This is a genomic window from Sphingosinicella sp. YJ22, assembly GCF_011320075.1.
In the GTDB taxonomy this organism is placed as follows: Bacteria; Pseudomonadota; Alphaproteobacteria; order Sphingomonadales; family Sphingomonadaceae; genus Allosphingosinicella.
Genome location: NZ_JAANPA010000008.1, coordinates 1 through 20,072, shown reverse-complemented (window position 1 = coordinate 20,072; position 20,072 = coordinate 1). Strand labels below are relative to the sequence as shown.

27 protein-coding genes and 1 pseudogene are annotated in these 20,072 nt (G+C 67.7%); 13 read left to right on the top strand and 15 right to left on the bottom strand.

What is annotated here, in order from left to right; translation table 11 throughout:
• Nucleotides 1-66: 66 nt before the first annotated feature.
• On the bottom strand, nt 67-267 hold the full coding sequence (locus G7B71_RS04545; protein WP_166038319.1) for a hypothetical protein: 201 nt from the start codon (nt 265-267) through the stop codon (nt 67-69).
• 73 nt (nt 268-340) lie between these two features.
• On the opposite strand from G7B71_RS04545, the gene G7B71_RS04540 reads away from it, so the two are divergent.
• Entirely contained in the window at nt 341-1,498 is a 1,158-nt protein-coding gene (locus G7B71_RS04540) for an HNH endonuclease (protein WP_243406098.1), read from the top strand.
• Between the two features lie 192 nt (nt 1,499-1,690).
• On the opposite strand, the gene G7B71_RS04535 is transcribed toward G7B71_RS04540, so the two are convergent.
• From G7B71_RS04535 to G7B71_RS04510, 6 genes are all read right to left on the bottom strand, one after another.
• Nucleotides 1,691-2,743 (bottom strand): ribonucleotide-diphosphate reductase subunit beta, encoded by a 1,053-nt coding sequence (locus G7B71_RS04535; protein WP_166038317.1) that lies wholly within the window; start codon nt 2,741-2,743, stop codon nt 1,691-1,693.
• A 22-nt stretch (nt 2,744-2,765) separates the two neighbouring features.
• The gene (locus G7B71_RS04530; protein WP_166038315.1) at nt 2,766-3,047 is read right to left on the bottom strand and encodes a hypothetical protein; all 282 of its coding nucleotides are present in this window, start codon (nt 3,045-3,047) and stop codon (nt 2,766-2,768) included.
• Nucleotides 3,048-3,052: 5 nt separating this feature from the next.
• A complete protein-coding gene (locus tag G7B71_RS04525; RefSeq protein WP_166038313.1) occupies nt 3,053-3,298 on the bottom strand; it encodes a hypothetical protein in 246 nt (81 codons plus the stop codon).
• A gap of 10 nt (nt 3,299-3,308) precedes the next feature.
• Nucleotides 3,309-3,569 carry a hypothetical protein gene (locus tag G7B71_RS04520; RefSeq protein ID WP_166038312.1) on the bottom strand — a complete coding sequence of 87 codons (261 nt, stop codon included), beginning with the start codon at nt 3,567-3,569 and terminating at the stop codon, nt 3,309-3,311.
• A 76-nt stretch (nt 3,570-3,645) separates the two neighbouring features.
• A complete protein-coding gene (locus G7B71_RS04515) occupies nt 3,646-3,831 on the bottom strand; it encodes a hypothetical protein (protein ID WP_166038310.1) in 186 nt (61 codons plus the stop codon).
• A 25-nt stretch (nt 3,832-3,856) separates the two neighbouring features.
• Nucleotides 3,857-5,785 carry a ribonucleoside-diphosphate reductase subunit alpha gene (locus G7B71_RS04510; RefSeq protein ID WP_166038445.1) on the bottom strand — a complete coding sequence of 643 codons (1,929 nt, stop codon included), beginning with the start codon at nt 5,783-5,785 and terminating at the stop codon, nt 3,857-3,859.
• Between the two features lie 337 nt (nt 5,786-6,122).
• Here G7B71_RS04510 and G7B71_RS04505 point away from each other — a divergent pair, with 337 nt between their 5' ends.
• The gene (locus G7B71_RS04505) at nt 6,123-6,551 is read left to right on the top strand and encodes an addiction module antidote protein (protein WP_166038308.1); all 429 of its coding nucleotides are present in this window, start codon (nt 6,123-6,125) and stop codon (nt 6,549-6,551) included.
• A gap of 9 nt (nt 6,552-6,560) precedes the next feature.
• Here the strand turns inward: G7B71_RS04505 and G7B71_RS04500 are convergent, their stop codons facing one another.
• Nucleotides 6,561-7,103, bottom strand: coding sequence for a hypothetical protein (locus G7B71_RS04500; RefSeq protein ID WP_166038306.1), 543 nt, complete (start codon nt 7,101-7,103; stop codon nt 6,561-6,563).
• A 95-nt stretch (nt 7,104-7,198) separates the two neighbouring features.
• Here G7B71_RS04500 and G7B71_RS04495 point away from each other — a divergent pair, with 95 nt between their 5' ends.
• From G7B71_RS04495 to G7B71_RS04485, 3 genes are all read left to right on the top strand, one after another.
• Nucleotides 7,199-7,408, top strand: coding sequence for a KTSC domain-containing protein (locus G7B71_RS04495; RefSeq protein ID WP_166038304.1), 210 nt, complete (start codon nt 7,199-7,201; stop codon nt 7,406-7,408).
• Nucleotides 7,409-7,478: 70 nt separating this feature from the next.
• The gene (locus G7B71_RS04490; RefSeq protein WP_166038302.1) at nt 7,479-7,883 is read left to right on the top strand and encodes a nuclear transport factor 2 family protein; all 405 of its coding nucleotides are present in this window, start codon (nt 7,479-7,481) and stop codon (nt 7,881-7,883) included.
• Nucleotides 7,884-7,934: 51 nt separating this feature from the next.
• Nucleotides 7,935-8,390, top strand: coding sequence for an MgtC/SapB family protein (locus G7B71_RS04485; RefSeq protein ID WP_166038301.1), 456 nt, complete (start codon nt 7,935-7,937; stop codon nt 8,388-8,390).
• Here the strand turns inward: G7B71_RS04485 and G7B71_RS15615 are convergent.
• Nucleotides 8,387-8,683: pseudogene (locus G7B71_RS15615) on the bottom strand (thermonuclease family protein); the annotation flags it as partial. The gene G7B71_RS04485 and the pseudogene G7B71_RS15615 overlap by 4 nt on opposite strands.
• A gap of 264 nt (nt 8,684-8,947) precedes the next feature.
• Nucleotides 8,948-10,438, bottom strand: coding sequence for a pyruvate kinase (pyk, locus tag G7B71_RS04475; protein WP_166038297.1), 1,491 nt, complete (start codon nt 10,436-10,438; stop codon nt 8,948-8,950).
• A 106-nt stretch (nt 10,439-10,544) separates the two neighbouring features.
• Between pyk and G7B71_RS04470 the strand changes: the two genes are divergently transcribed.
• Nucleotides 10,545-10,787: a DUF2312 domain-containing protein gene (locus tag G7B71_RS04470; protein ID WP_166038295.1), complete on the top strand. Its 243-nt coding sequence runs from the start codon at nt 10,545-10,547 to the stop codon at nt 10,785-10,787.
• 23 nt (nt 10,788-10,810) lie between these two features.
• Here G7B71_RS04470 and G7B71_RS04465 read toward each other — a convergent pair whose 3' ends face one another.
• Entirely contained in the window at nt 10,811-11,200 is a 390-nt protein-coding gene (locus G7B71_RS04465; RefSeq protein ID WP_243406097.1) for a PilZ domain-containing protein, read from the bottom strand.
• 8 nt (nt 11,201-11,208) lie between these two features.
• The gene (locus tag G7B71_RS04460) at nt 11,209-11,643 is read right to left on the bottom strand and encodes a PilZ domain-containing protein (RefSeq protein ID WP_166038293.1); all 435 of its coding nucleotides are present in this window, start codon (nt 11,641-11,643) and stop codon (nt 11,209-11,211) included.
• Nucleotides 11,644-11,782: 139 nt separating this feature from the next.
• Between G7B71_RS04460 and G7B71_RS04455 the strand changes: the two genes are divergently transcribed.
• Together G7B71_RS04455 and G7B71_RS04450 are read left to right on the top strand one after the other, a co-directional pair.
• Nucleotides 11,783-12,787 carry a low specificity L-threonine aldolase gene (locus G7B71_RS04455; protein WP_166038292.1) on the top strand — a complete coding sequence of 335 codons (1,005 nt, stop codon included), beginning with the start codon at nt 11,783-11,785 and terminating at the stop codon, nt 12,785-12,787.
• A gap of 8 nt (nt 12,788-12,795) precedes the next feature.
• On the top strand, nt 12,796-13,734 hold the full coding sequence (locus tag G7B71_RS04450) for a DMT family transporter (RefSeq protein WP_243406096.1): 939 nt from the start codon (nt 12,796-12,798) through the stop codon (nt 13,732-13,734).
• 5 nt (nt 13,735-13,739) lie between these two features.
• Here the strand turns inward: G7B71_RS04450 and G7B71_RS04445 are convergent, their stop codons facing one another.
• On the bottom strand, nt 13,740-14,114 hold the full coding sequence (locus tag G7B71_RS04445) for a hypothetical protein (protein WP_166038290.1): 375 nt from the start codon (nt 14,112-14,114) through the stop codon (nt 13,740-13,742).
• A 51-nt stretch (nt 14,115-14,165) separates the two neighbouring features.
• Between G7B71_RS04445 and G7B71_RS04440 the strand changes: the two genes are divergently transcribed.
• The gene (locus G7B71_RS04440) at nt 14,166-14,846 is read left to right on the top strand and encodes a tRNA (guanine(46)-N(7))-methyltransferase TrmB (protein ID WP_166038288.1); all 681 of its coding nucleotides are present in this window, start codon (nt 14,166-14,168) and stop codon (nt 14,844-14,846) included.
• A 10-nt stretch (nt 14,847-14,856) separates the two neighbouring features.
• On the opposite strand, the gene G7B71_RS04435 is transcribed toward G7B71_RS04440, so the two are convergent.
• Together G7B71_RS04435 and G7B71_RS04430 are read right to left on the bottom strand one after the other, a co-directional pair.
• Complete coding sequence (locus G7B71_RS04435; protein WP_166038286.1) at nt 14,857-15,252, bottom strand: GFA family protein; 396 nt, start codon at nt 15,250-15,252, stop codon at nt 14,857-14,859.
• A complete protein-coding gene (locus tag G7B71_RS04430; RefSeq protein WP_166038284.1) occupies nt 15,249-16,412 on the bottom strand; it encodes a PQQ-dependent sugar dehydrogenase in 1,164 nt (387 codons plus the stop codon). The genes G7B71_RS04435 and G7B71_RS04430 overlap by 4 nt, the downstream gene beginning before the upstream one ends.
• A 201-nt stretch (nt 16,413-16,613) precedes the next feature.
• Here G7B71_RS04430 and rimP point away from each other — a divergent pair, with 201 nt between their 5' ends.
• From rimP to G7B71_RS04410, 4 genes are all read left to right on the top strand, one after another.
• Nucleotides 16,614-17,162 (top strand): ribosome maturation protein RimP, encoded by a 549-nt coding sequence (gene rimP / locus G7B71_RS04425; protein WP_166038282.1) that lies wholly within the window; start codon nt 16,614-16,616, stop codon nt 17,160-17,162.
• A 1-nt stretch (nt 17,163) separates the two neighbouring features.
• Nucleotides 17,164-18,786 carry a transcription termination factor NusA gene (gene nusA / locus G7B71_RS04420; RefSeq protein ID WP_166038280.1) on the top strand — a complete coding sequence of 541 codons (1,623 nt, stop codon included), beginning with the start codon at nt 17,164-17,166 and terminating at the stop codon, nt 18,784-18,786.
• Entirely contained in the window at nt 18,767-19,501 is a 735-nt protein-coding gene (locus tag G7B71_RS04415; RefSeq protein WP_243406095.1) for a DUF448 domain-containing protein, read from the top strand. The genes nusA and G7B71_RS04415 overlap by 20 nt, the downstream gene beginning before the upstream one ends.
• Nucleotides 19,498-20,072 (top strand): translation initiation factor IF-2 associated domain-containing protein (locus G7B71_RS04410; protein WP_207774714.1); only part of this gene is annotated, 575 nt, incomplete at its 3' end. The genes G7B71_RS04415 and G7B71_RS04410, both read left to right, overlap by 4 nt.

Below are 20,072 nucleotides of genomic sequence, written 5' to 3'. Positions count from 1 at the left end.
GCGGTTGAGACGGTGCTTACAATGAGAAAAGATTCTTGCTCTTGGTGTCCGGTCAATCACTGCGCTTCACTCTGATCCGAGTACGACCGTTTCGGGCGGGTTCAACTGGACCTCGACCAAGTTCGTCTCACGATCGCAGCGGTGGCAGTGCGCGTAGTCGAACTCGGTGCGGAGCACCCATTGTTGATCTTCAACGCTCCACTCCGCCCAGGCGTCGCGGCTCACATCATTGCTGCCGCACGTGCTACAGACATAGGTGACGGGCATGCTCCACCTCCTTGCCGGACTGGATTGCCAGCGGCAGAGTGGATCTGAATCAAGTGCTTAGCAAGGGGGAGGCATGGCGCGGAGTTGGAGTGAGGCCGTCGAGGCGGCGGTGCGTCGCGTCGTCGGGCGGACAGGAAGCCTCGTCTTCACGCGCCAGGCACTGATCGATGCCGAGCTGGACGCAATCGTGGCCGATACCGGCTCCGCTGGTGCGACGCCGCATCAGACCCTCAGCCGCGAACTCCAGCAACTGCGCGACGTTGGGTTCATGGAGTTCATCGATGCCGGTACCTACCGCTGGCTGGGCGCCCCGTGGGAGTCGCTACAATCCGGCGCGAGCAAAGGTGTCTTCGTTATCGGCTCTCATTCAATTTACGAGGATGAGCCGGAGCGCTTCTATCGCTTCCCTTCCCGGTGGATGGCGAATGCATCCAAAGTGGTTGGCAACTGGATCATCTATCAGGAGCCTCGCCGCGCTGGCCAGCGCGGCTATTACGCCGTGGCGAAGGCGGAGCGGATCATTCCCGATCCGGCCGATGCCAGCATGTACTTGGCGTTGATCCAGCCGGGCAGTTACCTGGAGTTCGGACGGGACGTGCCCTTTCAGTTGGACGGTCAGGCTGTCGAGCGCGGGCTGCTCAATCCCGATGGTCGGTTGAACAACGGGCGGGCGATTCAATCCATCCGGCCGATCTCGAACGAGGATTTCAACCGCATCGTCGCCCTCGGCCTGGTCGAGGAGGACGAACTTCTCCCGCGGGTCGATGAGGACGAACCGGCATCGTCACTCCTCCTCGAGGAGCGGGTTCCATGGGAAGGGCCGGTCGATCGAGCGACGATGCTGGTCAACCGCACCGTTCGGAACCGGCAGTTCCGCAAGCGAGTCCTCGATGTTTACGACCGCCGGTGTGCGCTAACGGGCATGCAGCTGATCAACGGCGGTGGCAGGGCCGAAGCGCAGGCCGCGCACATCATGAGCGTGGAAGCCGGCGGTCCTGACGTGGTTACCAACGGCATCGCGCTTTCCGGTACCGTGCATTGGATGTTCGATCGCGGGCTGATCTCGCTCAGCGACGAGGGCGACATTCTGCTGTCGCGTAAGATCAACGATATCGATGGGGTCCAGAAGCTGATCTACGCCGACCGCAAGGCGCGGCTACCCCACTCAGCCGCGCACAGGCCGCAGACGCGCTATTTGGAATGGCATAGGACTGAGCGCTTCCACGCGTGATTGGCGCACTCTTACCTTAATCAAGCGGCCGTTATTCCAGCGGAAAACGACAGGCATCTCCTCCTCCAAGCCGTCACGGAAGTAAATTCCGTGACGTCGAACCTCGCTGACGCGAGGCCGGCCGGCATTCGGCTGGTCCTCACCTAAGCGCGCTTTGCTTCGCTCCAGCGCGCTTAGGCTCGGGCCTCATGCTTACTCCGCAGCCACCCCCGCCCGCGCGAACATGTCCTCGCCGCCGTCGCCTTCCGGCGTGTCGTTGGCGGCCTTGGCCTGCTTGCGGCGGTCGAAATTGTCCCAGACTTCGTTCCAGTTCCCCTTGGTCGCGGCCTTGCTGTACTCGGTCGCGCGGGTCTCGAAGAAGTTGGCGTGCTCGACTCCGTTGAGGAGCGGGGCGAGCCAGGGGAGCGGGTGCTCGTCGACCATGAACATCGGCCTGAGGCCGAGCTGGCCGAGGCGCCAGTCGGCGATGTAGCGGATGTACTTCTTGATCTCCTTCGGGGTCATGCCTGTGACCGGGCCTTCCTCGAACGCCAGGTCGATGAAAGCGTCCTCGAGGTCGACGGTGTGGTGGCAGACGTCGCGGATGTCCTTCTTGACCGCGGGGGTCAGGCAGTCGCGCTCCTTGACGAAGGCGTGGAACAGCTTGGTGATGCCCTCGCAATGGAGGCTCTCGTCGCGCACGCTCCACGAGATGATCTGGCCCATGCCCTTCATCTTGTTGAAGCGCGGGAAGTTCATCAGCATCGCGAACGAGGCGAACAGCTGAAGCCCCTCGGTGAAGCCGCCGAACATGGCGAGCGTCTTGGCGATGTCCTCGTCGGTGTCGACGCCGAACTGCTGAAGGTAGTCGTGCTTATCCTTCATCTCCTTGTACTGCATGAACATGCCGTACTCGCTCTCGGGCATGCCGATCGTGTCGAGGAGGTGGGAATAAGCCGCGATGTGCACCGTCTCCATGTTGGAGAAGGCGGTCAGCATCATCTTGATCTCGGTCGGCTTGAACACGCGGCCATATTTGTCGTGGTAGCAATCCTGCACCTCGACGTCGGCCTGGGTGAAGAAGCGGAAGATCTGGGTGAGCAGGTTGCGCTCGTGCGGGGTGAGCTTCTGGGCCCAGTCGCGGCAATCCTCGCCCAAGGGCACTTCCTCGGGCATCCAGTGGATCTGCTGCTGACGCTTCCAGAAGTCGAACGCCCAGGGGTACTCGAACGGCTTGTACTGCTTGGATGCTTCGAGAAGGGGCATGTTGTTCTCCTAGGCGGCCGGCTCAGTAGCCGTTCCCTTTTGCGGACAGGTAAGCGAAGACGGCGAGGATCCCGAAGAAGATCAGGAACAGGACGCCGAGGACCGTGACGATCTGGCGCTCGGACCTGCGCCAAGACGCGCGACCGGGCTCCAACGCCCCCTCGAGCGGTGGTAGGTACATGAGGGCCAGGACGACGACGGCGACGATCGCCAGGCCAAAGAAGCCCACCTTGTCCTGGACGAAGGCGAGCAGAGTCAGGACGGCGACTGCCGTGAGTGCGATCGGTCGAGCCAAGTTCGTCATCGTCCTCACTCCGACAGTAACTTGACGATCTGGATGGCGACGAGCGCGAGGCCGAAGAGGATCAGCAGGCGCGGATAGGTGCGGGTCAGCCAGCGGCCCTGCTCGGAGTCGAGCTCGACCGCCTGGGGGCGATATTCGGACGGGTCCTCGGGCCGGGTGAACAGGCGGCGCGGCGCGCTCCACATATAGGCGCCGACGCCGGCGAGGACGAGGCCGACGACGATCCAGAGGACGGGGGAGGCGGCCATCATGCCGCCCTCCTCAGGGGGAGGCGGTCAGCAGCGCGTAGGAGGTGGTGAAAGCGAACATGATCAGGCCGAACGCCATCAGCATCGTTCCGGCGATGATCATCGCATAGTGGGCTGGGTCCTCGGCCGGGACCGGCGCCGCGGGCGGCGGGCGGTTGGACAGGCGCGCCAGCCAGCGCCGCACCCAATTCTGGCGGAACGCGATGTGGAAGCCGGCGACCGCCGCGACGATCGCCAGCGCGTCGGTGATCAGGACGCCGCTCGACAGGCTCATGAGCGATGAGCGAACGGCGCGCGCCCCCGTTCCCTTGCGGGCCGGTGCAAAGAAGGGATGCGCGCATGTCCATCGCTCAACCGGCGTTCCAGGCGCTGAGCGCGCCGGCGACGAAGAAGGCGATGGCGGCGACCGTCATGAGGGCGCTGCTGAAGTGCGCCGAGCGCGCGGCCTGCGGCGTCGCGGCCTTCCGGGCGCGGCCGAACGACGCCATGGCCAAGGCCAGGAAGACCGCTCCGAGCGCGATGTAGAGCGCGTTCACGCCTCCGCCTCCGTTTCGCCGTGGCTCACTGGCAGGCCAGGCATTCGTCATAGTCGGTGGTCGCGGCGAGCTGGATTTCCTTGAGGTCGGGGGTGTTGTCCGCCTCGACCCCGCCGGCGAAGCCCGCGCGCTGAACCGACTTGGAGCGCAGATAGTACAGGCTCTTGATGCCGAGCTCCCAAGCGCGGAAGTGGAGCATCAGAAGGTCCCATTTGTCGACGTCGGCCGGGATGAACAGGTTCAGCGACTGGGCCTGGTCGATATAGGGCGTGCGGTCGGCGGCGAGCTCGATCAGCCAGCGCTGGTCGATCTCGAAGCTGGTCTTGTAGACCGCCTTCTCCTCGGGGGTGAGGAAGTCGAGATGCTGGACCGAGCCGCCCCGCTCTAGGATCGAGTTCCACACGGCGTCGGAGTTCTTGCTCTTCGAGATGAGCAGCTTCTCGAGATAGGGGTTCTTGATCGAGAAGCTCCCCGACAGGGTCTTGTGGGTGTAGATGTTGGCCGGGATCGGCTCGATGCAGGCGGAGGTGCCGCCGGCGATGATCGAGATGCTCGCGGTCGGGGCGATCGCCATCTTGCAGGAGAAGCGCTCCATCACGCCCTGGTCGGCGGCGTCCGGACAGGGGCCGCGCTCGTTGGCGAGCATCATCGAGGCTTCGTCGACTTGGGCGCGGATGTGCTTGAACATCCGAAGGTTCCACGACTTGGCCATGGCGCCCTCGAACGGGATCGAGCGGGCCTGGAGGAAGGAGTGGAAGCCCATCACGCCGAGGCCAACCGAACGCTCGCGCATCGCGCTATATTTGGCGCGGGCCATCTCGTCGGGCGCGCGGTCGATATAGTCGGTGAGGACGTTGTCGAGGAAGCGCATGATGTCCTCGATGAACATCTTGTCGCCGTTCCACTCGTCCCAGGTCTCGAGGTTGAGCGACGACAGGCAGCACACCGCGGTGCGATCGGCGCCCAAATGGTCCTTGCCGGTCGGAAGGGTGATCTCGGAGCACAGGTTCGAAGTGGAGACCTTGAGGCCGAGATCGCGGTGATGCTTCGGCATCGACCGGTTCACCTGGTCGATGAAGATGATGTAGGGCTCGCCGGTCGCGAGGCGGGTCTCGACCAGCTTCTGGAACAGGGCGCGGGCGTCGACCTTGCCGCGCTCCGACTGGTCCTTGGGCGAGCGGAGGGTGAACTCGGACCCCTCGCGCACCGCCTCCATGAACTCGTCGGTGACGAGAACGCCGTGGTGGAGGTTCAGCGCCTTGCGGTTGAAGTCGCCCGACGGCTTGCGGATCTCGAGGAACTCCTCGATCTCCGGGTGGGAGATGTCGAGATAGCAGGCGGCCGATCCGCGGCGCAGCGAGCCCTGCGAGATGGCGAGGGTCAGCGAGTCCATCACGCGGACGAAGGGGATGATTCCGCTGGTCTTGCCGTTGAGGCCGACCGGCTCGCCGATGCCGCGGACATTGCCCCAATAGGTGCCGATGCCGCCGCCGCGCGAGGCGAGCCAGACATTCTCGTTCCAGGTGTCGACGATCCCGCCGAGGCTGTCGTCGACGCTGTTGAGGTAGCAGCTGATCGGAAGGCCGCGGCCGGTGCCGCCGTTCGAGAGGACGGGCGTGGCCGGCATGAACCACAGCTTGGAGATATAGTCGTAGAGGCGCTGGGCGTGGGCGGCGTCGTCGGCATAGGCCGAGGCGACCCGCACGAAGAGGTCCTGGAAGGTCTCGCCGGGCAGCAGGTAGCGGTCGTTCAGCGTGTCCTTGCCGAACTCGGTGAGGAGCGAATCGCGGCTGTGGTCGACCTCGACCGGATAGACGACGGGCGCGACCGCCTTCGAATCGGTGTCGGCGGCCTTGGCGCCCTTCTTGCGAGCCTTGGCGGTCGCCTCGGTAGCCTCGATGGTTGCGTTCATGACGTCGGATACTCCCGACTCGCTGCTGCCTGACAGATCCATCACTCTACCCCTCGTTCTTCTTACGTTCCAGCGGCATCTACCGCCAGCTTAGCCGAATGGAAGGGGCAGCGGCGGACTTCCCTCGCTTCGCCCCCGATATCCACAGGGGACGAAAACGGTGGATCAAATCCTGTCCATCAACACCATGTATGGGGCCGCCCCAGCCATTCAACCGCATCATCTTGTGGCACAGGCGACTCGCCCGCAAGCCGTTAATGTTGTGGAAAGGACTCCGCCCGCCGCATTTCTGTGGATGGTGCGGAGCCGTTCCGGGGGGCTTCGGACAGTCTTGCTAATGCGAACTGTTCGCAATAATAACATGGCCTGGAGGTTCCCGATGTCCCTTGCCTGGCTCGCCCAGCCCGTTCCCCTCGCCAGCTTCGCGCCGGTGCAACAGCGGCTCGTCACCGGGCTTCGCCATTGGGCGGCGGCGCACCGATTCGGGCGCTGGCCGGTGGGCGCGCTCCAGGACCATCTGGGATGCGGCCGTGCCGCGGCGCATCTCCAATTGCTGATCGAGGAGATCGGCCTCGCCTGGCCAGAGGCGTTCCACCTCAGCCCGCTTTGCTGCCGGCGCACAAGCCATGACGAGGCGCTGATCGCGGCGATGGCTGGCGCCGCCGCGGCGGACGACCGGCCGGGCTTCGACCGGCTGACCGCCGAAATGCTGGGCGCCGACGCGCGCGAGCGGCTGTTCCTGTCGCTCGCCCTGCTCAGCGACGCGATTGCCGCCGCCCCGGCCGGGGCCGCTCAGGACCGCGACTGACCGGCGATCCTACATCCCGTTCATGGAGACCATGTTGGCGAGCCCTTGCGAGAGCATCGCCTCGACGCAGGCGGTCTGCACGACGTGGCCATAGATCCCGTCCGTCCCTGCGCGAATCAGCGGCCCGCCACCAGGCTGGACCGGACCGGTCGCATTACCCTCGCGGTCGTAATGGCGGGTGCGGGTGACCCGGTAGCGCATCTTGGCGCAGTCGAGCGCCAGCTCGCGCTCGGTGAAGCCGTAGCGGCTGCCTTCGATCGCCGAATCGTCCGAGCGCACGATGACCCGTGCCGGCCGCGCCTCGAAGTCGGACGCGCGCTGGTCGATATACCAGTTCACGCCAGACTCCTCGGTCCCGCCATAGAGCCAGTCGTCGCCCATTGCCCAGGCGGGAGGGAGCGGCCTTCCAGCGGTGGCGTCCATGTCCGCGGCATTCATGTCCATGACGGTGTCCACCGTCGTGGCGGTATTGTAATCGCCGCCCGGCGGCGCGCTCGACACCGCGGCGGCGGCGGTCGCGACGATCGGAAGCAGCAAGACGGCAGCGCGCATGGTGGTCCCCCTTCGCCGGGAGAATGATCCCATTCGCGGCCGGGTCAAGGCCGAGGCTCGGCGCAGCTTTCGCCCGGCGGCGGCGTTAGTCGCTCATGCCGTCGACGATCATCCGCGCGTTCGACTATCGCCCGGCCTCGCGCGAGCTCGATGTGCTGTTCACCACCGGTCGCCGCTACGTCTATCGCGACGTCCCTCCGCAAGCGGCCGAGGCCTTCCGCAGCGCCTTCGCCAAGGGCCGCTACTTCAACGCCAAAATCCGCGGCCGCTACCCCTATGAGGAGCGCGAGCCGGCGCCGGATTGATCGGCCTTCCCCGCGCCACGATCCCGTGGCATTAAGCTACGGGATCTTCGGGGGAGGGGAGAAGTCGTTCATGTCGCAGGAAAATGTCGCCACGGTGCGCCGCCTCTACGACGCCTTCGCCGCCGGCGACGTCGACACGATCATCACTCTGATGAGCCCCGACATCGAGTGGAGCGAGGCGGAGAATTTTCCTTACGCCGACAACAGCCCCTATCACGGTCCTGAGGCGGTGCTGACCGGGGTGTTCGGACGGCTCGGTACCGAGTGGCACGGCTTCGGAGCCCACCCCGAGGAGTTTATCGACGGCGGCGACACGATCGTCGTGCTCGGCCGCTACAGCGGCAGCTGCGTCGCCACCGGCAATGCGATGAACCCGCAAATGGCCCATGTCCTGCGGGTCACGGACGGGCGAATCACCAGCTTTCGGCAATATGTCGACACGCTCGCCGTCGCGCGGGCGACCGGCGCGGCCTGATCCGCACCGGCGCGGAACCCGGAGGCCCTTTCACGTTTTAGGGGCGCAACAATGCCCCTCGAACAGGTCCTCGTCCGCCTCGGCGTCGCCACCCTCGTCGGCCTTCTGCTCGGCCTCGACCGCGAGGTCCGCGGCTTCCCCGCAGGAATCCGCACCCATGCGCTCGTCGCATTGAGCTCCGCCGCGGTCATGGTCAGCGCCCTCAAGCTGACCGAGACATTCGGCGACGCCGACCCGCTGCGCGCCATCCAAGGCCTCGCCCAGGCGATCGGCTTCATCGCCGCCGGCCTCATCTTCGCCGCCCGCGACACCGTCCACAATACGACCACGGCCGCCAATATCTGGCTCGCCTCGGCGCTCGGAATCGCCGCCGGCGCCGCGCATTTCGACGTGGTGGTCGTCGCCACCGGCTTCGGGCTCGTCCTGCTGGTCGTGGTCGGGCTGATCGAGAAGCGGCTCGGCCTCGCTCAAAAGAATGCGAGCAAGAAGTCAGCCGATGCCGACTAGCACCACGGTTCGCGGCGGCCCGCCCAGGTCCGAGCGAGGCCTTCGGCGACCAGCATGTCGCCGATCGAGCGGCCGTCGCGCACCACGACCCTGAGCTTGCGGCCGTAGCGGTCCTCGTCGCGGCCGCTGCGCACCAGCTCGAACGGGCCGGCGGCGAGCAGCGTCCTCAGCCTTTGAGTCGCCCGCGCCGCCCGCGCCCGTTCCTCCGGGCAGCGGCCGCGCACTTCGGGCGTGTCGATGTCGGCGATGCGGATGCGATCGCCGGCATAGTCGAACGTGTCCCCGTCGATCACTCGGACGACGGCGGGCGTCGAGACCGACGACGCCGCGACCGGAGTGGCCAGCTGGGCACCCGCGAACTGGGTCAAGCCGAAGACGGACAGCCCGATAAGCAGCCCGGCCTCGACCATCAGCCGAGTTTCGCGCCAGCGTCCGCGTTTTGAGCGGCGGCGGAATGGTAGCAAGTCGCCCATGTCACCGGCGTAGCCGGCGATGGCTAACGATCGGCAAACAGGCTGATCCGCTTCGGCGCCGTTCTGGAGGCAGCGCCGCCGGCCTCAGTCGCCGTTGGTCTCGCGGTGGTAGCGCTCGAGCTCGTCGCCGACGAGGCGGACGATGTGAAGCACGTTGGTCGAGCCCGGCGTGCCGAACGGAACGCCGGCGGTGATGATGATGCGCTGGCCGCCCGAGACGAGTCCGTGGCGAAGCGCCATGCGCTTCGACTTGCCGACCATCTCCTCGAAATTGGCGACGTCGCGGGTGCGCACCGCATGCGCGCCCCACAGCAGGCCCATGCGCCGCGCGGTGCGCAGCGACGGGGTCAGCACCAGCAGCGGCACGGTCGGCCGCTCGCGCGCAACCCGGCGCGCGGTGCTGCCCGACGCGGTGAAGCAGACGATGCCGGCCGCGTTGACGACGTTGACCATCGCGCCCGCCGCCTCGGCGATGGCGTCGTTGGTGGTCGGGTCGGCCGGAGTCTCGGTGAAATGGACCCGGGCATGGTGGCTGGGGTCGGCTTCGACCTCGGTGCCGATTCGGTTCATGATCGTCACCGCCTCGATCGGCCAGTCGCCGCTCGCGCTTTCCGCCGACAGCATGATCGCGTCGGCGCCATCATAGACCGCGGTCGCGACGTCCGAGACCTCGGCGCGGGTCGGCGACGGCGAGGTGATCATCGATTCGAGCATCTGGGTGGCGACGACCACCGGCTTGCCCATCTGCCGCGCCGTCTCGACGATCTTCTTCTGGAAAGGCGGGACCTGCTCGGGGCGCATCTCGACGCCGAGGTCGCCGCGCGCGACCATGCAGGCGTCGGCGAGCTCGAGGATCTCGTTGAGGCGAGCGACCGCCTGCGGCTTCTCGATCTTGACGAGGAGCGCCGCCTTGCCGCCGATCAGCCGCCGCGCCTCGGCGACGTCCTCGGGCCGCTGTACGAAGGACAAAGCGATCCAGTCGACATTCTGGTCGAGTGCGAAGGAGAGGTCGCGGCGGTCCTTCTCGGTCAGCGCGGCGAGCGGCAGCACCACGTCGGGGACGTTGAGGCCCTTGTTGTTGGAGATGGTGCCGCCGACCTCGACATAGGCCTCGATCTTGTCCGGGGTGATCTCGGCGACCCGGAAGACGAGCTTGCCGTCGTCGACGAGAAGGCGGGTGCCCGGCTGGAGCGCCTCGAAGATCTCCTTGTGGGGAAGCTCGACCCGGGTGTCGTCGCCCGGCGCGGGATCGCGGTCGAACTGGAAGATCTGGCCCTTCCTGATCTCGGCCTTGCCGTTCTCGAAGCGGCCGACGCGCAGCTTCGGGCCCTGCAGGTCGACCAGGATCGTGGTCGGCCGGTCGAGCTCGCTCTCGAGCGCCCGGATCGCCTCGATTCGCCTCTTGTGCCCGTCATGGTCGCCATGGCTCATGTTGAGCCGGAAGGCATCGGCGCCCGCCTCGGCGAGCGCTCGGATCATCTCGGGGGTCTCGCTCGCCGGACCCAAAGTGGCCAGGATGCGGACCTTGCGGGTGCGCGGGACGAAACGGCTCGGCGTGGATTCTCGCGTCGGCATGGGTGCCGCGCATAACCGCTGTGGACAACAGTGCAAGGCGGGGTTGAGCCGGGCCGGTCGTTTGCCTAGACGCGCCGCTCACCTTTTTTGCGGGGATTAGAATCACATGGCGGAAGGATCGGTCGCGGCCGACGAATTGCGGCTCCTGATCGAACGGATCGAGCGGCTGGAAGAAGAGAAGAAGGGCATCGCCGACGATGTCCGCGACGTCTACGCCGAGGCGAAGGCGCGCGGCTACGATCCCAAGACGATGCGCACCATCGTGCGGCTTCGCAAGATGGAAAAGAACGCCCGCGACGAGGCCGAGGCTCTGCTCGAGACCTACAAGGCGGCGCTCGGACTGGGCTAGCAATCAGGCCGGGCGGCCGCGGCTCAGGCGCGGCCGCCCGCCTGCCTCACGATCATGTCGACCACGGCCGGGTGAAGCGGCCGCTCGAACGCGCAGCCGACGAAATGGCCGGCACTCCACGCGACGGTGGCATGGAGCGGCTCGAGGCCCGGCAGTCGAAGCCACACATCCACTCCATTGTTGAGCTCGAGATGAGTCGAGGCGCGGAAGCCCTCCGGCGACAGGTCGAGCACGCGCACCGACACGCCGGACGCGCCGCGCTGGCGCAGGCCGGCGCTGACCTCGACCGCGACTCGCTCGGACTTGCGCGCCTTGCGGTCCTGGTTGCCGGCGGGCCAGTGCGACAGCTCGGCCTCGAAGCCGTTGCCGTCGCTGCCGATGCACGATTGCCAGGGGGTGCCGATCGCGTCCACCGCGGGTCTCAGAAATCGCCGTCGGAAATGTTGATGCCGACCTGGACTCCCCAGGCGGCGGCGAGGGCGCGCTCCTTCTCGCTCGCGCTTTCCTTGATGCCGGGGCGGCGGAAGCGCTCGCGCGCCTGCAGGTTGGAGACTCGCTTGAGCTGCACCAGCATCTCGTTCTCGTCGATCCGATAGTGGAATTCGAGCCCGACGCGGCCTTCGCCGGACCAGGCGACGCGCGCCGGGACGGTGATCGGCCCGCGCGAGAACACGACCTCGCTGCCTTGCGGCGGAGTCGGCGAACATTCGACCAGCGCGCCCTTCTGCGACAGGTCGCGCAACCGCGCGTCGATCTCGCCATAGGGAGTCTGCAACTTGGCGGCGAGCAGCACCCGGGCACGCTTCGCCCTGCGGGTGCCTGCGCCCGGAGCCGCCGTGAAATTCTCTACGCCCATTCTTCAGCCTCGCATGCTCACGCCACCCTAGGTCGTTCGTCCCTAATGGAGAGTTAAATCGGGGTTCGCGAAAGGCGGGATTTCTGTGGGAAAATCGCGCGCGTTGACGCGCCCGTCGAACCCTCGCAAGGGAGCCGCCATGCGCTTCTTTTCCGACAATGCCGCCGCCGTCTGCCCCGAGGTGATGGCGGCGATCGCCGCGGCCAACCGGCTCGACACCGCCTATGACGGCGATGCGCTCAGCCAGAGCCTGTCCGCGGCCTTCTGCGCGCTGTTCGAGACGCAGGTCGCGGCGCTCTGGGTGGGCACGGGGACGGCGGCCAATTCGCTCGCGCTCGCCGAGCTGTGCCCGCCGCACGGCGCGGTGATCTGCCACAAGGACGCGCACATCAACAATGACGAGTGCGGCGCGCCAGAATTCTACACCCATGGCGCCAAGCTTCTGACGGTCGACGGGCCGGGGGCGAAGCTGACGCCGGCGACGCTGGCTGAGCGGCTCGACCTGGTGCCGGACGGCGTCCACTGGATGAAGGCGCACGCCGTGTCGATCACCAACGCGACCGAATATGGCCGGGTCTACACGCCGGACGAGACCGCGGCGATCGGCGCGCTGTGCCGCGAGCGCGGGCTCGGCCTCCATCTCGACGGCGCGCGCTTTGCCAATGCGGTGGCGCGATTGGGCTGCGCGCCCGCCGACCTGACCTGGCGCGCCGGGGTCGACATCCTCTCGTTCGGCTTCGTCAAGAATGGCGGCATGTCGGCCGAGGCCCTGGTCTTCTTCGATCCCGAGCGCGCCGCCGCGACCCATTATCGCCGCAAGCGCGCCGGCCACCTGCTGTCCAAGGGCCGCTATCTCGCCGCCCAGATCCACGCGATGCTCAAGGACGATTTGTGGCTGCGCAACGGCCGCCTCGCCAACGATGCCGCCGACAGGATAGCCGCGGCGGCCGGGACGGAGCGGCTGGTCGAGCCGGTCGAGGCCAACGAGCTGTTCCTCAAGGTGAACGCGGACGAAGCGGCGGCGCTGCGTGCGCAGGGATTCGACTTCTACGACTGGGCGCCGGGCGAGGTTCGACTGGTGACCAGCTGGGACAGCGATCCCGGCCATGTCGACGCGCTCGCCGCCGCGATCCGCGCGCTCTGAGGTAAGGGGTGGAGCAACGCGAGCCGGGCCTTTCGACCCCGTCGATCCTGATCCCGTTCATCCTGATCTCGCTGATCTGGAGCTCGACCTGGATCGTCATCAAGGACCAGCTGGGCGCCGGGGCGGACGCGGTGCCGCCGTCCTGGTCGGTCGCCTACCGCTTCGCCTTCGCGAGCCTCGCGATGTTCGCGATGGCGCGGATCAGCGGCGCGCCGCTCAGGCTCGGCCGCAAGGGGCATCTCCTCGCGCTCGCGATCGGGATCCCGCAATTCGTGCTCAACTTCAACTTCGTCTACGCGGCCGAGCAATATGTGACGTCCGGCATCGTCGCGGTGGTGTTCGCGCTTCTGGTCGTGCCCAATGCCGGCTTCGCCAAATTGTTTTTCGGCCATGAGCTGAGCCGGCGATTCCTCGTCGGCTCGGCGGTGGCGATGGTCGGCGTGGTCATGCTGTTCGTCGCCGAGCTGCGCGTGTCGGAGGCGCGGCCGGGACAGGTGATGCTCGGCATCGGCTTCACCCTGATCGCCATCCTGTCGGCGTCGGCGGGAAATTTGCTGCAGCTGGTCGACGAGGTGAAGAAGATGCCGGTGGCGAGCCTGCTCGCCTGGTCGATGCTCTACGGCACCATCACCAATGCGGGGATCGCGTTGGCCCTATATGGGCCCCCGGTGGTCGAGAGCCGGCCGGGCTATTGGCTCGGCCTGCTCTATCTCGGCCTCGTCGCCTCGGCGCTGGCCTTCTTCTTCTACTACCGCATCCTGCGCGCCATCGGCCCGGGCAAGGCGGCCTATTCGAGCGTGCTGGTGCCGATCGTGGCGATGCTGCTGTCGACGATCTTCGAGGATTATCGCTGGACCGTGCTCGCCGCGGCGGGCGGAATCCTCGCCATGGCCGGGCTCGTCGTCGCGCTCAGCGCGCGGCGGCCGACCCCCGTCATCATCGACTGAGCGGCCTAGCCCTCGACCCGGCAGCGGACCTGATATTGCCGGCCGCCATAGCGCAGGGTGCCGGCATATTGGCCGCGCTCGCTCGGGCGAGTCGTGCGCAGGCGCGCGATATATTGGCTGCCGTTGGCATCGACGATGTCGACGTGGAGCGCCTGCGCGTCGAGCCAGGACTGGGCGATCGTCGCGCCGCCGTCACCGGTGACGGTGCCGTCGCCGAACCGCGCCTGGGCGATCACCGGGCCGACCATGTGGCCGATGACGAGGTCAAGTGTGATCTCGGGGTTGATGGTGCCGCGACAGCTCGCGCTGCCGGTGGCGAGCGCCGGAGTGGCGCTGGTCATCAGGGCGGCGGTCACGAAGGCTGCTGCGGCTGATCTCATTCTTCTCTCTCCGGCTTGGCTCTTTGTCCTTGCGCGATTAACGCGCGCCACGTGAACGATCCCATTACCATCCGCCGCCTGTACGGCCGCCGCTCCGGGCACAAGCTTCGGGTCGGCCAGGCCGAGCTGGTCGAGAAATTGCTGCCGCAGATTTCGGTGCCGGAGGAGGGGCCGCTGTCGGCGCAGCTGCTGTTCGGCGACGACCGCCCGCTCCATTTCGAGATCGGCTTCGGCTCGGGCGAGCATCTCGGCTACCGCGCCGACATGCTGCCGGACCACGGCTTCATCGGCGCCGAGCCGTTCATCAACGGCGTGGTCGGGGGGCTCATCCAGGTCCGCGACAAACATTTGACGAACGTCCGCCTGCACATGGGCGACGCGCTCGACGTGCTCGAGCGGCTGCCCGACGCGAGCCTGCGATTCGTCTATCTGCTCCACCCCGATCCCTGGCCGAAGGCGCGTCACGCCAAAAGGCGGATGGTCAATCACGGCCCGCTCGACCTGATCGCCGCCAAGCTCCAGCCGGACGGCGAGTTCCGCCTCGGCACCGACGATCCCGTCTATTGCCGCTGGTCGATGATGATCATGCACCAGCGCGAGGACTTCCGCTGGATCGTCGAGAAGGCGTCGGACTTTCTCACTCGTCCCGGCGGCTGGCCGGAGACGCGCTACGAAGCCAAGGCCCGCCGCAAGGGCCACGAGGTCTGGTACTTCCGCTACCAGCGGGTGTGACTCGGCGTCGCTATTCGCGCTCGATGCCGTCGCCCTTGATCTCGAGCCAGCCGGGCTTGCGCTCCTCGAAGACCGAGACCCCCGGCGCTGGGAAGTCGACGTCGGCGAAGCCTCCCACGGGAATCGCGAGCGCGTCGGGGAAGCCCTCGTTGCGGTAGGCGATGGTGCCGCCGCACTGCGGACAGAAATAGAAGCGGGTCTTGTTGCCGGCGTCTGAGACGCGCTCCCATTCCATATGCTCGCCGCTGATCCTGACCTGCGCCTCGGGCCAGCGCGCCTGGTAGGCGAAGGCGCTGCCGCTGCGCTTCTTGCAGTCGAGGCAGTGGCAGACGGAGATGCGGAAGGGATCGCCGGTGCATTCCGCCTTGAGCTGGCCGCACAGGCAGGAGGCGGTGCGGGCCGTCATCGCGCCGGGGTCAGCCGGAGCAGCCGGCCCTGCGAATCGCGGCCGCCATCCTCGAGCAGGTAAAGGGAGCCATCCGGGCCCTGGTCGACCGCGCGGATTCGGGCGCCCATCGGATAGCGGGCGACCTCGCGAGCGTTGTTGCCGTCGATCGCGACGCGGATCAGCGCCTGGCCGGACAGGCCGCCGATCAGCGCGTTGCCGCGCCAGTCGGCGAACTGGTCGCCGGTGTAGAAGATCAGGCTGGAAGGCGAGATGACCGGGGTCCAGGTGATCTCCGGCGCGTTGAACTCGGGCCGAGTGTCGTGGTCCGGAATCGGCCGGCCGTCATAATGGTCGCCGTTCGACACGATCGGGTAGCCGTAGTTGGAGCCGCGCTCGATCAGGTTGAACTCGTCGCCGCCGGCCGGGCCCATCTCATTCTCCCACAGGCGCCCGTCCGGGGCGAAGGCGAGGCCGAGCGGGTTGCGGTGGCCCAGCGACCAGATCTGAGCGGTGACTCCGCCGCGGTCGGCGAAGGGATTGTCGGCCGGGACTGAGCCGTCGTCGCGCAAGCGCAGGATCTTGCCGGCGTTGGAGTTCATGTCCTGGGCGGGATCGAATTCCTGGCGCTCGCCGGAGCTGATGAACAGGTGGCCGTCGGGCGCGAAGGCGATGCGGTGGCCATAATGGCCGCGGCCGTCGAACTTCGGCACCTGGCGCCAGATCACCTGCCAGCCTTCGATGCGCGGCGTGCCGCCGTCGACGACGAGGCGGCCGCGGCCGACCGCGGCGCCGCGCGTGCCGCCCTCGCCGGCCTCGGCGAAGCTCAGATAGACAAGGCGGTTGCTGGCGAATTGCGGGTGGAGGACGACGTCGCCGAGGCCGCCCTGGCCGCCGGCGTCGACCTGCGGCACGCCGGCGACATCGACCGGCCGGTTCTGCCCGCCGGCGCGGCTCCAGTGGATGAGGCGTCCGCTCTTCTCGGTGATCAGCGCCGAGCCGTCGGGGAGGAAGGCCAGCGCCCAGGGCGACTCGAAATCGGCGATCGCCTCGACGGTGAACGGCTGGCCGGATGCCTGGATAGCGCCGCCGTCGGCGGTTGCGGTTCCGGCGGCGTCGCCATTGCCGGCGCAGCCGACCAAAGCGAGGAGGGGAAGGGCGGCGTGGACGATGCGGCGCATGGATCGAGCTCCCGGAATGTCTGGCGACCTCAATCGAGAGAGCGCGAGCCGAGGTCAAGCGGCCCGCCGCGAAAGCGGTTGCCGCGCCGGCTCCTCGCGCATATATGACGACTACCTCCTCGACATCGTCAGATGCCTGAGGCTGGTCCCGGGGTCGGGGCCGGCGCGGGAGGACTTGGTTTTTTCGCGTGGGAGCTTTCCTTGGCCGACCTTGCCGCATTGCAGCAGCTGATCGAGCCCGCCGTCGAGGCGGAGGGGCTCGCGCTGGTGCGCGTCAAGATGACCGGCGGCAAGTCGGACCCGACGCTGCAGGTCATGGCCGAGGACCCGGCGACCCGCCAGCTCACCCTCGACGATTGCGCGCGGCTGTCGCGGCGGCTGTCCGAGATGCTCGACGCGCTCGAGGCCGAGGGCAACGACCCGTTCGACCATGCCTACCGGCTCGAGGTCAGCTCGCCCGGAATCGACCGGCCGCTGACCCGGCTCCAGGATTTCGAGGACTGGAAGGGCCATGACGCCCGCGTCGCGCTCGAGGACCCGGTGGCGGAGCGCAAGCAGGTCGCCGGACCGCTGCTCGGGGTCGAGCGCGAGCTGGTCGGAATCGACGTTCCCGGCCATGGCGAGATGTGGGTGACGCTCGCCAACATCCGCAGCGCCAAGCTGGTCATGACCGACAAGCTCATCGAGGCGACCGCGCCGCTCTCCGCGGAAGGCGCCGATCGAATTCAAGTGGAAGGACAGGATAGCTAACATGGCGACCACCGCCCCCAACCCCGCCGCTCCGGGCGCCGTCTCCGCCAACAAGGCCGAGCTGATCGCGATCGCCGACGCCGTCGCGCGCGAGAAGCTGATCGACAAGGGCATCGTCATCGAGGCGATGGAGGACGCGATCCAGCGCGCCGCACGCGCCCGCTACGGCGCCGAGAACGACATCCGCGCCAAGCTCGACCCGGTCTCCGGCGACCTTCGCCTGTGGCGAGTCGTCGAGGTGGTCGAGGAGGTCGAGGACTATTTCAAGCAGGTCAGCCTGGACGACGCCCAGAAGCTCCAGAAGGGCGCGGTCGTCGGCGACTATATCGTCGACCCGCTGCCGCCGATCGAGTTCGGCCGGATCGCCGCCCAGGCCGCCAAGCAGGTCATCTTCCAGAAGGTCCGCGACGCCGAGCGCGAGCGCCAGCATGAGGAGTTCAAGGACCGCGTCGGCGAGATCATCACCGGAGTCGTCAAGCGCGTCGAGTTCGGCCATGTCGTCGTCGACCTCGGCCGCGCCGAGGGCGTCATCCGCCGCGACCAGCAGATCCCGCGCGAGGTGCTGCGCGTCGGCGACCGCACCCGCAGCCTGATCCTCAACGTCCGCCGCGAGACCCGCGGTCCGCAGATCTTCCTGTCGCGCGCCCACCCCGACTTCATGAAGAAGCTGTTCGCCCAGGAAGTGCCCGAGATTTACGACGGCATCATCGAGATCAAGGCCGCCGCCCGCGATCCGGGCAGCCGCGCCAAGATCGGCGTCATTTCGCATGACAGCTCGATCGATCCGGTCGGCGCCTGCGTCGGCATGAAGGGCAGCCGTGTGCAGGCCGTCGTGCAGGAAATGCAGGGCGAGAAGATCGACATCATCCCCTGGTCCGAGGACCTCGCGACGTTCGTCGTCAACGGCCTCCAGCCGGCGACCGTTAGCCGAGTGGTCATCGACGAGGAGGAAGGCCGGATCGAGGTGGTGGTGCCGGACGACCAGCTCAGCCTCGCCATCGGCCGCCGCGGCCAGAATGTGCGCCTGGCGTCGCAGCTGACCGGCTCGCAGATCGACATCATGACCGAGGCCGACGCGAGCGAAAAGCGCCAGCGCGAGTTCGTCGAGCGCTCGACCATGTTCCAGGAGGAGCTCGACGTCGACGAGACGCTCGCCCAGCTGCTCGTCGCCGAAGGCTTCGGCGCGCTGGAGGAAGTGGCCTATGTCGAGCCGGACGAGATCGCCTCGATCGAAGGCTTCGACGACGAGCTCGCCGCCGAGCTGCAGAGCCGCGCCGGCGAGGCGCTCGAGCGCCGCGAGGCCGCGTCCCGCGAGGAGCGGCGCGCGATGGGCGTCGACGACGCTCTGGCCGAGATGCCCTACCTCACCGAGGCGATGCTGGTGACGCTGGGCAAGGCGGGCATCAAGACGCTCGACGACCTCGCCGACCTCGCCACCGACGAGCTGGTCCAGAAGAAGCGGCCCGAGCAGCGCCGCCAGCGCGAGCGCGCCGAGCGGCCCGAGGACAAGGGCGGAATCCTCGCCGAATATGGCCTCAGCGACGAGCAGGGCAACGAGATCATCATGGCCGCCCGCGCCCATTGGTTCGAAGAGGAGGACGCGGTTGCGGAAACCTCCCAATGAGACGCTTGAGCTAAGCGACGACGGAAGCTCGGGGCACGTCCCCGAGCGCACCTGCATCCTGACCCGGGAAGCGGCGCCGCGGGCGTCGCTGATCCGGCTCGCGCTCGGGCCTGACGGCACCGTCGCGCCCGACGTGCGCGCCAAGGCGCCGGGGCGCGGCGCGTGGATCGGGGTAGATCGGGCGGCGCTCGAAGCAGCGCAGGCCAAGGGCAAATTGAAGGCCGCGCTGGCCCGAGCGTTCAAGACCGGCGCGGTCACCATTCCCGACGATCTCGGCGCGCGGATCGAGGCGGCGTTGCGCCAGGCGGTGCTCGACCGGCTCGGGCTCGAGGCGCGTGCCGGAAATCTGGTAACGGGCGGCGAGAAGATCGACGTGGCCTTGCGCCGCGGCGAGGTCCGCTTGCTCATCCACGCGTCGGATGCGGCGGCCGACGGACGCGGCAAGCGCGACCAGGCGCTGCGCGTCGGGACGGACGGGGAAGAGCGGCAAGGGCTGGTTTTTCCGGCCGACAGAACCATATTGTCGTTGGCCCTCGGCCGGCAGAATGTGGTACATGTCGCCATCCTGGACCCCGCGGCCGCCGCGCGGGTTCGCGACCTGCTGAGCAGGTGGGGCGCTTTTATCGGAAGAGATGCTGCGCTAGAGGCCGCTTCCGCGGCTTCCGGCGCTTCCGCCCATCACGGGGCGGCTGAACGACACGAAGGACAAGAATGAGCGATACGACCGACAAGCCGAAGCTGGGAGCGCGCGCACCGCTCGGCATCAAGCGCACCGTCGAGGCGGGCAAGGTGAAGCAGAGCTTCAGCCATGGCCGCTCGAACACGGTCGTGGTCGAGGTGAAGAAGCGCCGAGTGCTCGGCCGCCCGGGCGAGACCGTCGAAGCGCCGAAGCCCGAGGTCGTCGAGGCGGCGCCGGCCCCCGCGCCCGCGCCTGAGCCGGCCCCGCGCCCGGCCCCGCCGAAGCGCCCGGTCTCGAACGAGACTCCGCAGGAGCGCCAGGCGCGCCTGCTGCGCGAGGCCGAGGAGCAGCGCATGCAGGCGCTCGAGGAAGCGCGCCGCCGCGAGGATCGCGACGCCAAGGCCGCGACCGAGGACGAGAAGCGCCGCGCCGAAGAGAATCGCAAGGCCGAGGAGGCCGCCGCCGAGGCCGCGCGCCAGGCTGCCGAAGAAGCCCGCAAGGCCGCCGAGGCCGAAGCCGCCGCGCCCAAGCCCGCCGAGACTGCCGCGGCTCCGGCCGCGCGCGAGGACCGTCCCGTCCGCTTCACGCCGGTCGCGCGTCCCGCGCC

What these genes read in the sequence shown, in the direction of transcription:
- G7B71_RS04545 (WP_166038319.1), bottom strand. Translation starts at nt 267, where the DNA reads ATGCCCGTCACCTATGTCTGTAGCACGTGCGGCAGCAATGATGTGAGC.
- G7B71_RS04540 (WP_243406098.1), top strand. Translation starts at nt 341, where the DNA reads ATGGCGCGGAGTTGGAGTGAGGCCGTCGAGGCGGCGGTGCGTCGCGTC.
- G7B71_RS04535 (WP_166038317.1), bottom strand. Translation starts at nt 2,743, where the DNA reads ATGCCCCTTCTCGAAGCATCCAAGCAGTACAAGCCGTTCGAGTACCCC.
- G7B71_RS04530 (WP_166038315.1), bottom strand. Translation starts at nt 3,047, where the DNA reads ATGACGAACTTGGCTCGACCGATCGCACTCACGGCAGTCGCCGTCCTG.
- G7B71_RS04525 (WP_166038313.1), bottom strand. Translation starts at nt 3,298, where the DNA reads ATGATGGCCGCCTCCCCCGTCCTCTGGATCGTCGTCGGCCTCGTCCTC.
- G7B71_RS04520 (WP_166038312.1), bottom strand. Translation starts at nt 3,569, where the DNA reads ATGAGCCTGTCGAGCGGCGTCCTGATCACCGACGCGCTGGCGATCGTC.
- G7B71_RS04510 (WP_166038445.1), bottom strand. Translation starts at nt 5,785, where the DNA reads ATGGATCTGTCAGGCAGCAGCGAGTCGGGAGTATCCGACGTCATGAAC.
- G7B71_RS04505 (WP_166038308.1), top strand. Translation starts at nt 6,123, where the DNA reads ATGTCCCTTGCCTGGCTCGCCCAGCCCGTTCCCCTCGCCAGCTTCGCG.
- G7B71_RS04500 (WP_166038306.1), bottom strand. Translation starts at nt 7,103, where the DNA reads ATGCGCGCTGCCGTCTTGCTGCTTCCGATCGTCGCGACCGCCGCCGCC.
- G7B71_RS04495 (WP_166038304.1), top strand. Translation starts at nt 7,199, where the DNA reads ATGCCGTCGACGATCATCCGCGCGTTCGACTATCGCCCGGCCTCGCGC.
- G7B71_RS04490 (WP_166038302.1), top strand. Translation starts at nt 7,479, where the DNA reads ATGTCGCAGGAAAATGTCGCCACGGTGCGCCGCCTCTACGACGCCTTC.
- G7B71_RS04485 (WP_166038301.1), top strand. Translation starts at nt 7,935, where the DNA reads ATGCCCCTCGAACAGGTCCTCGTCCGCCTCGGCGTCGCCACCCTCGTC.
- pyk (WP_166038297.1), bottom strand. Translation starts at nt 10,438, where the DNA reads ATGCCGACGCGAGAATCCACGCCGAGCCGTTTCGTCCCGCGCACCCGC.
- G7B71_RS04470 (WP_166038295.1), top strand. Translation starts at nt 10,545, where the DNA reads ATGGCGGAAGGATCGGTCGCGGCCGACGAATTGCGGCTCCTGATCGAA.
- G7B71_RS04460 (WP_166038293.1), bottom strand. Translation starts at nt 11,643, where the DNA reads ATGGGCGTAGAGAATTTCACGGCGGCTCCGGGCGCAGGCACCCGCAGG.
- G7B71_RS04455 (WP_166038292.1), top strand. Translation starts at nt 11,783, where the DNA reads ATGCGCTTCTTTTCCGACAATGCCGCCGCCGTCTGCCCCGAGGTGATG.
- G7B71_RS04445 (WP_166038290.1), bottom strand. Translation starts at nt 14,114, where the DNA reads ATGAGATCAGCCGCAGCAGCCTTCGTGACCGCCGCCCTGATGACCAGC.
- G7B71_RS04435 (WP_166038286.1), bottom strand. Translation starts at nt 15,252, where the DNA reads ATGACGGCCCGCACCGCCTCCTGCCTGTGCGGCCAGCTCAAGGCGGAA.
- G7B71_RS04430 (WP_166038284.1), bottom strand. Translation starts at nt 16,412, where the DNA reads ATGCGCCGCATCGTCCACGCCGCCCTTCCCCTCCTCGCTTTGGTCGGC.
- nusA (WP_166038280.1), top strand. Translation starts at nt 17,164, where the DNA reads ATGGCGACCACCGCCCCCAACCCCGCCGCTCCGGGCGCCGTCTCCGCC.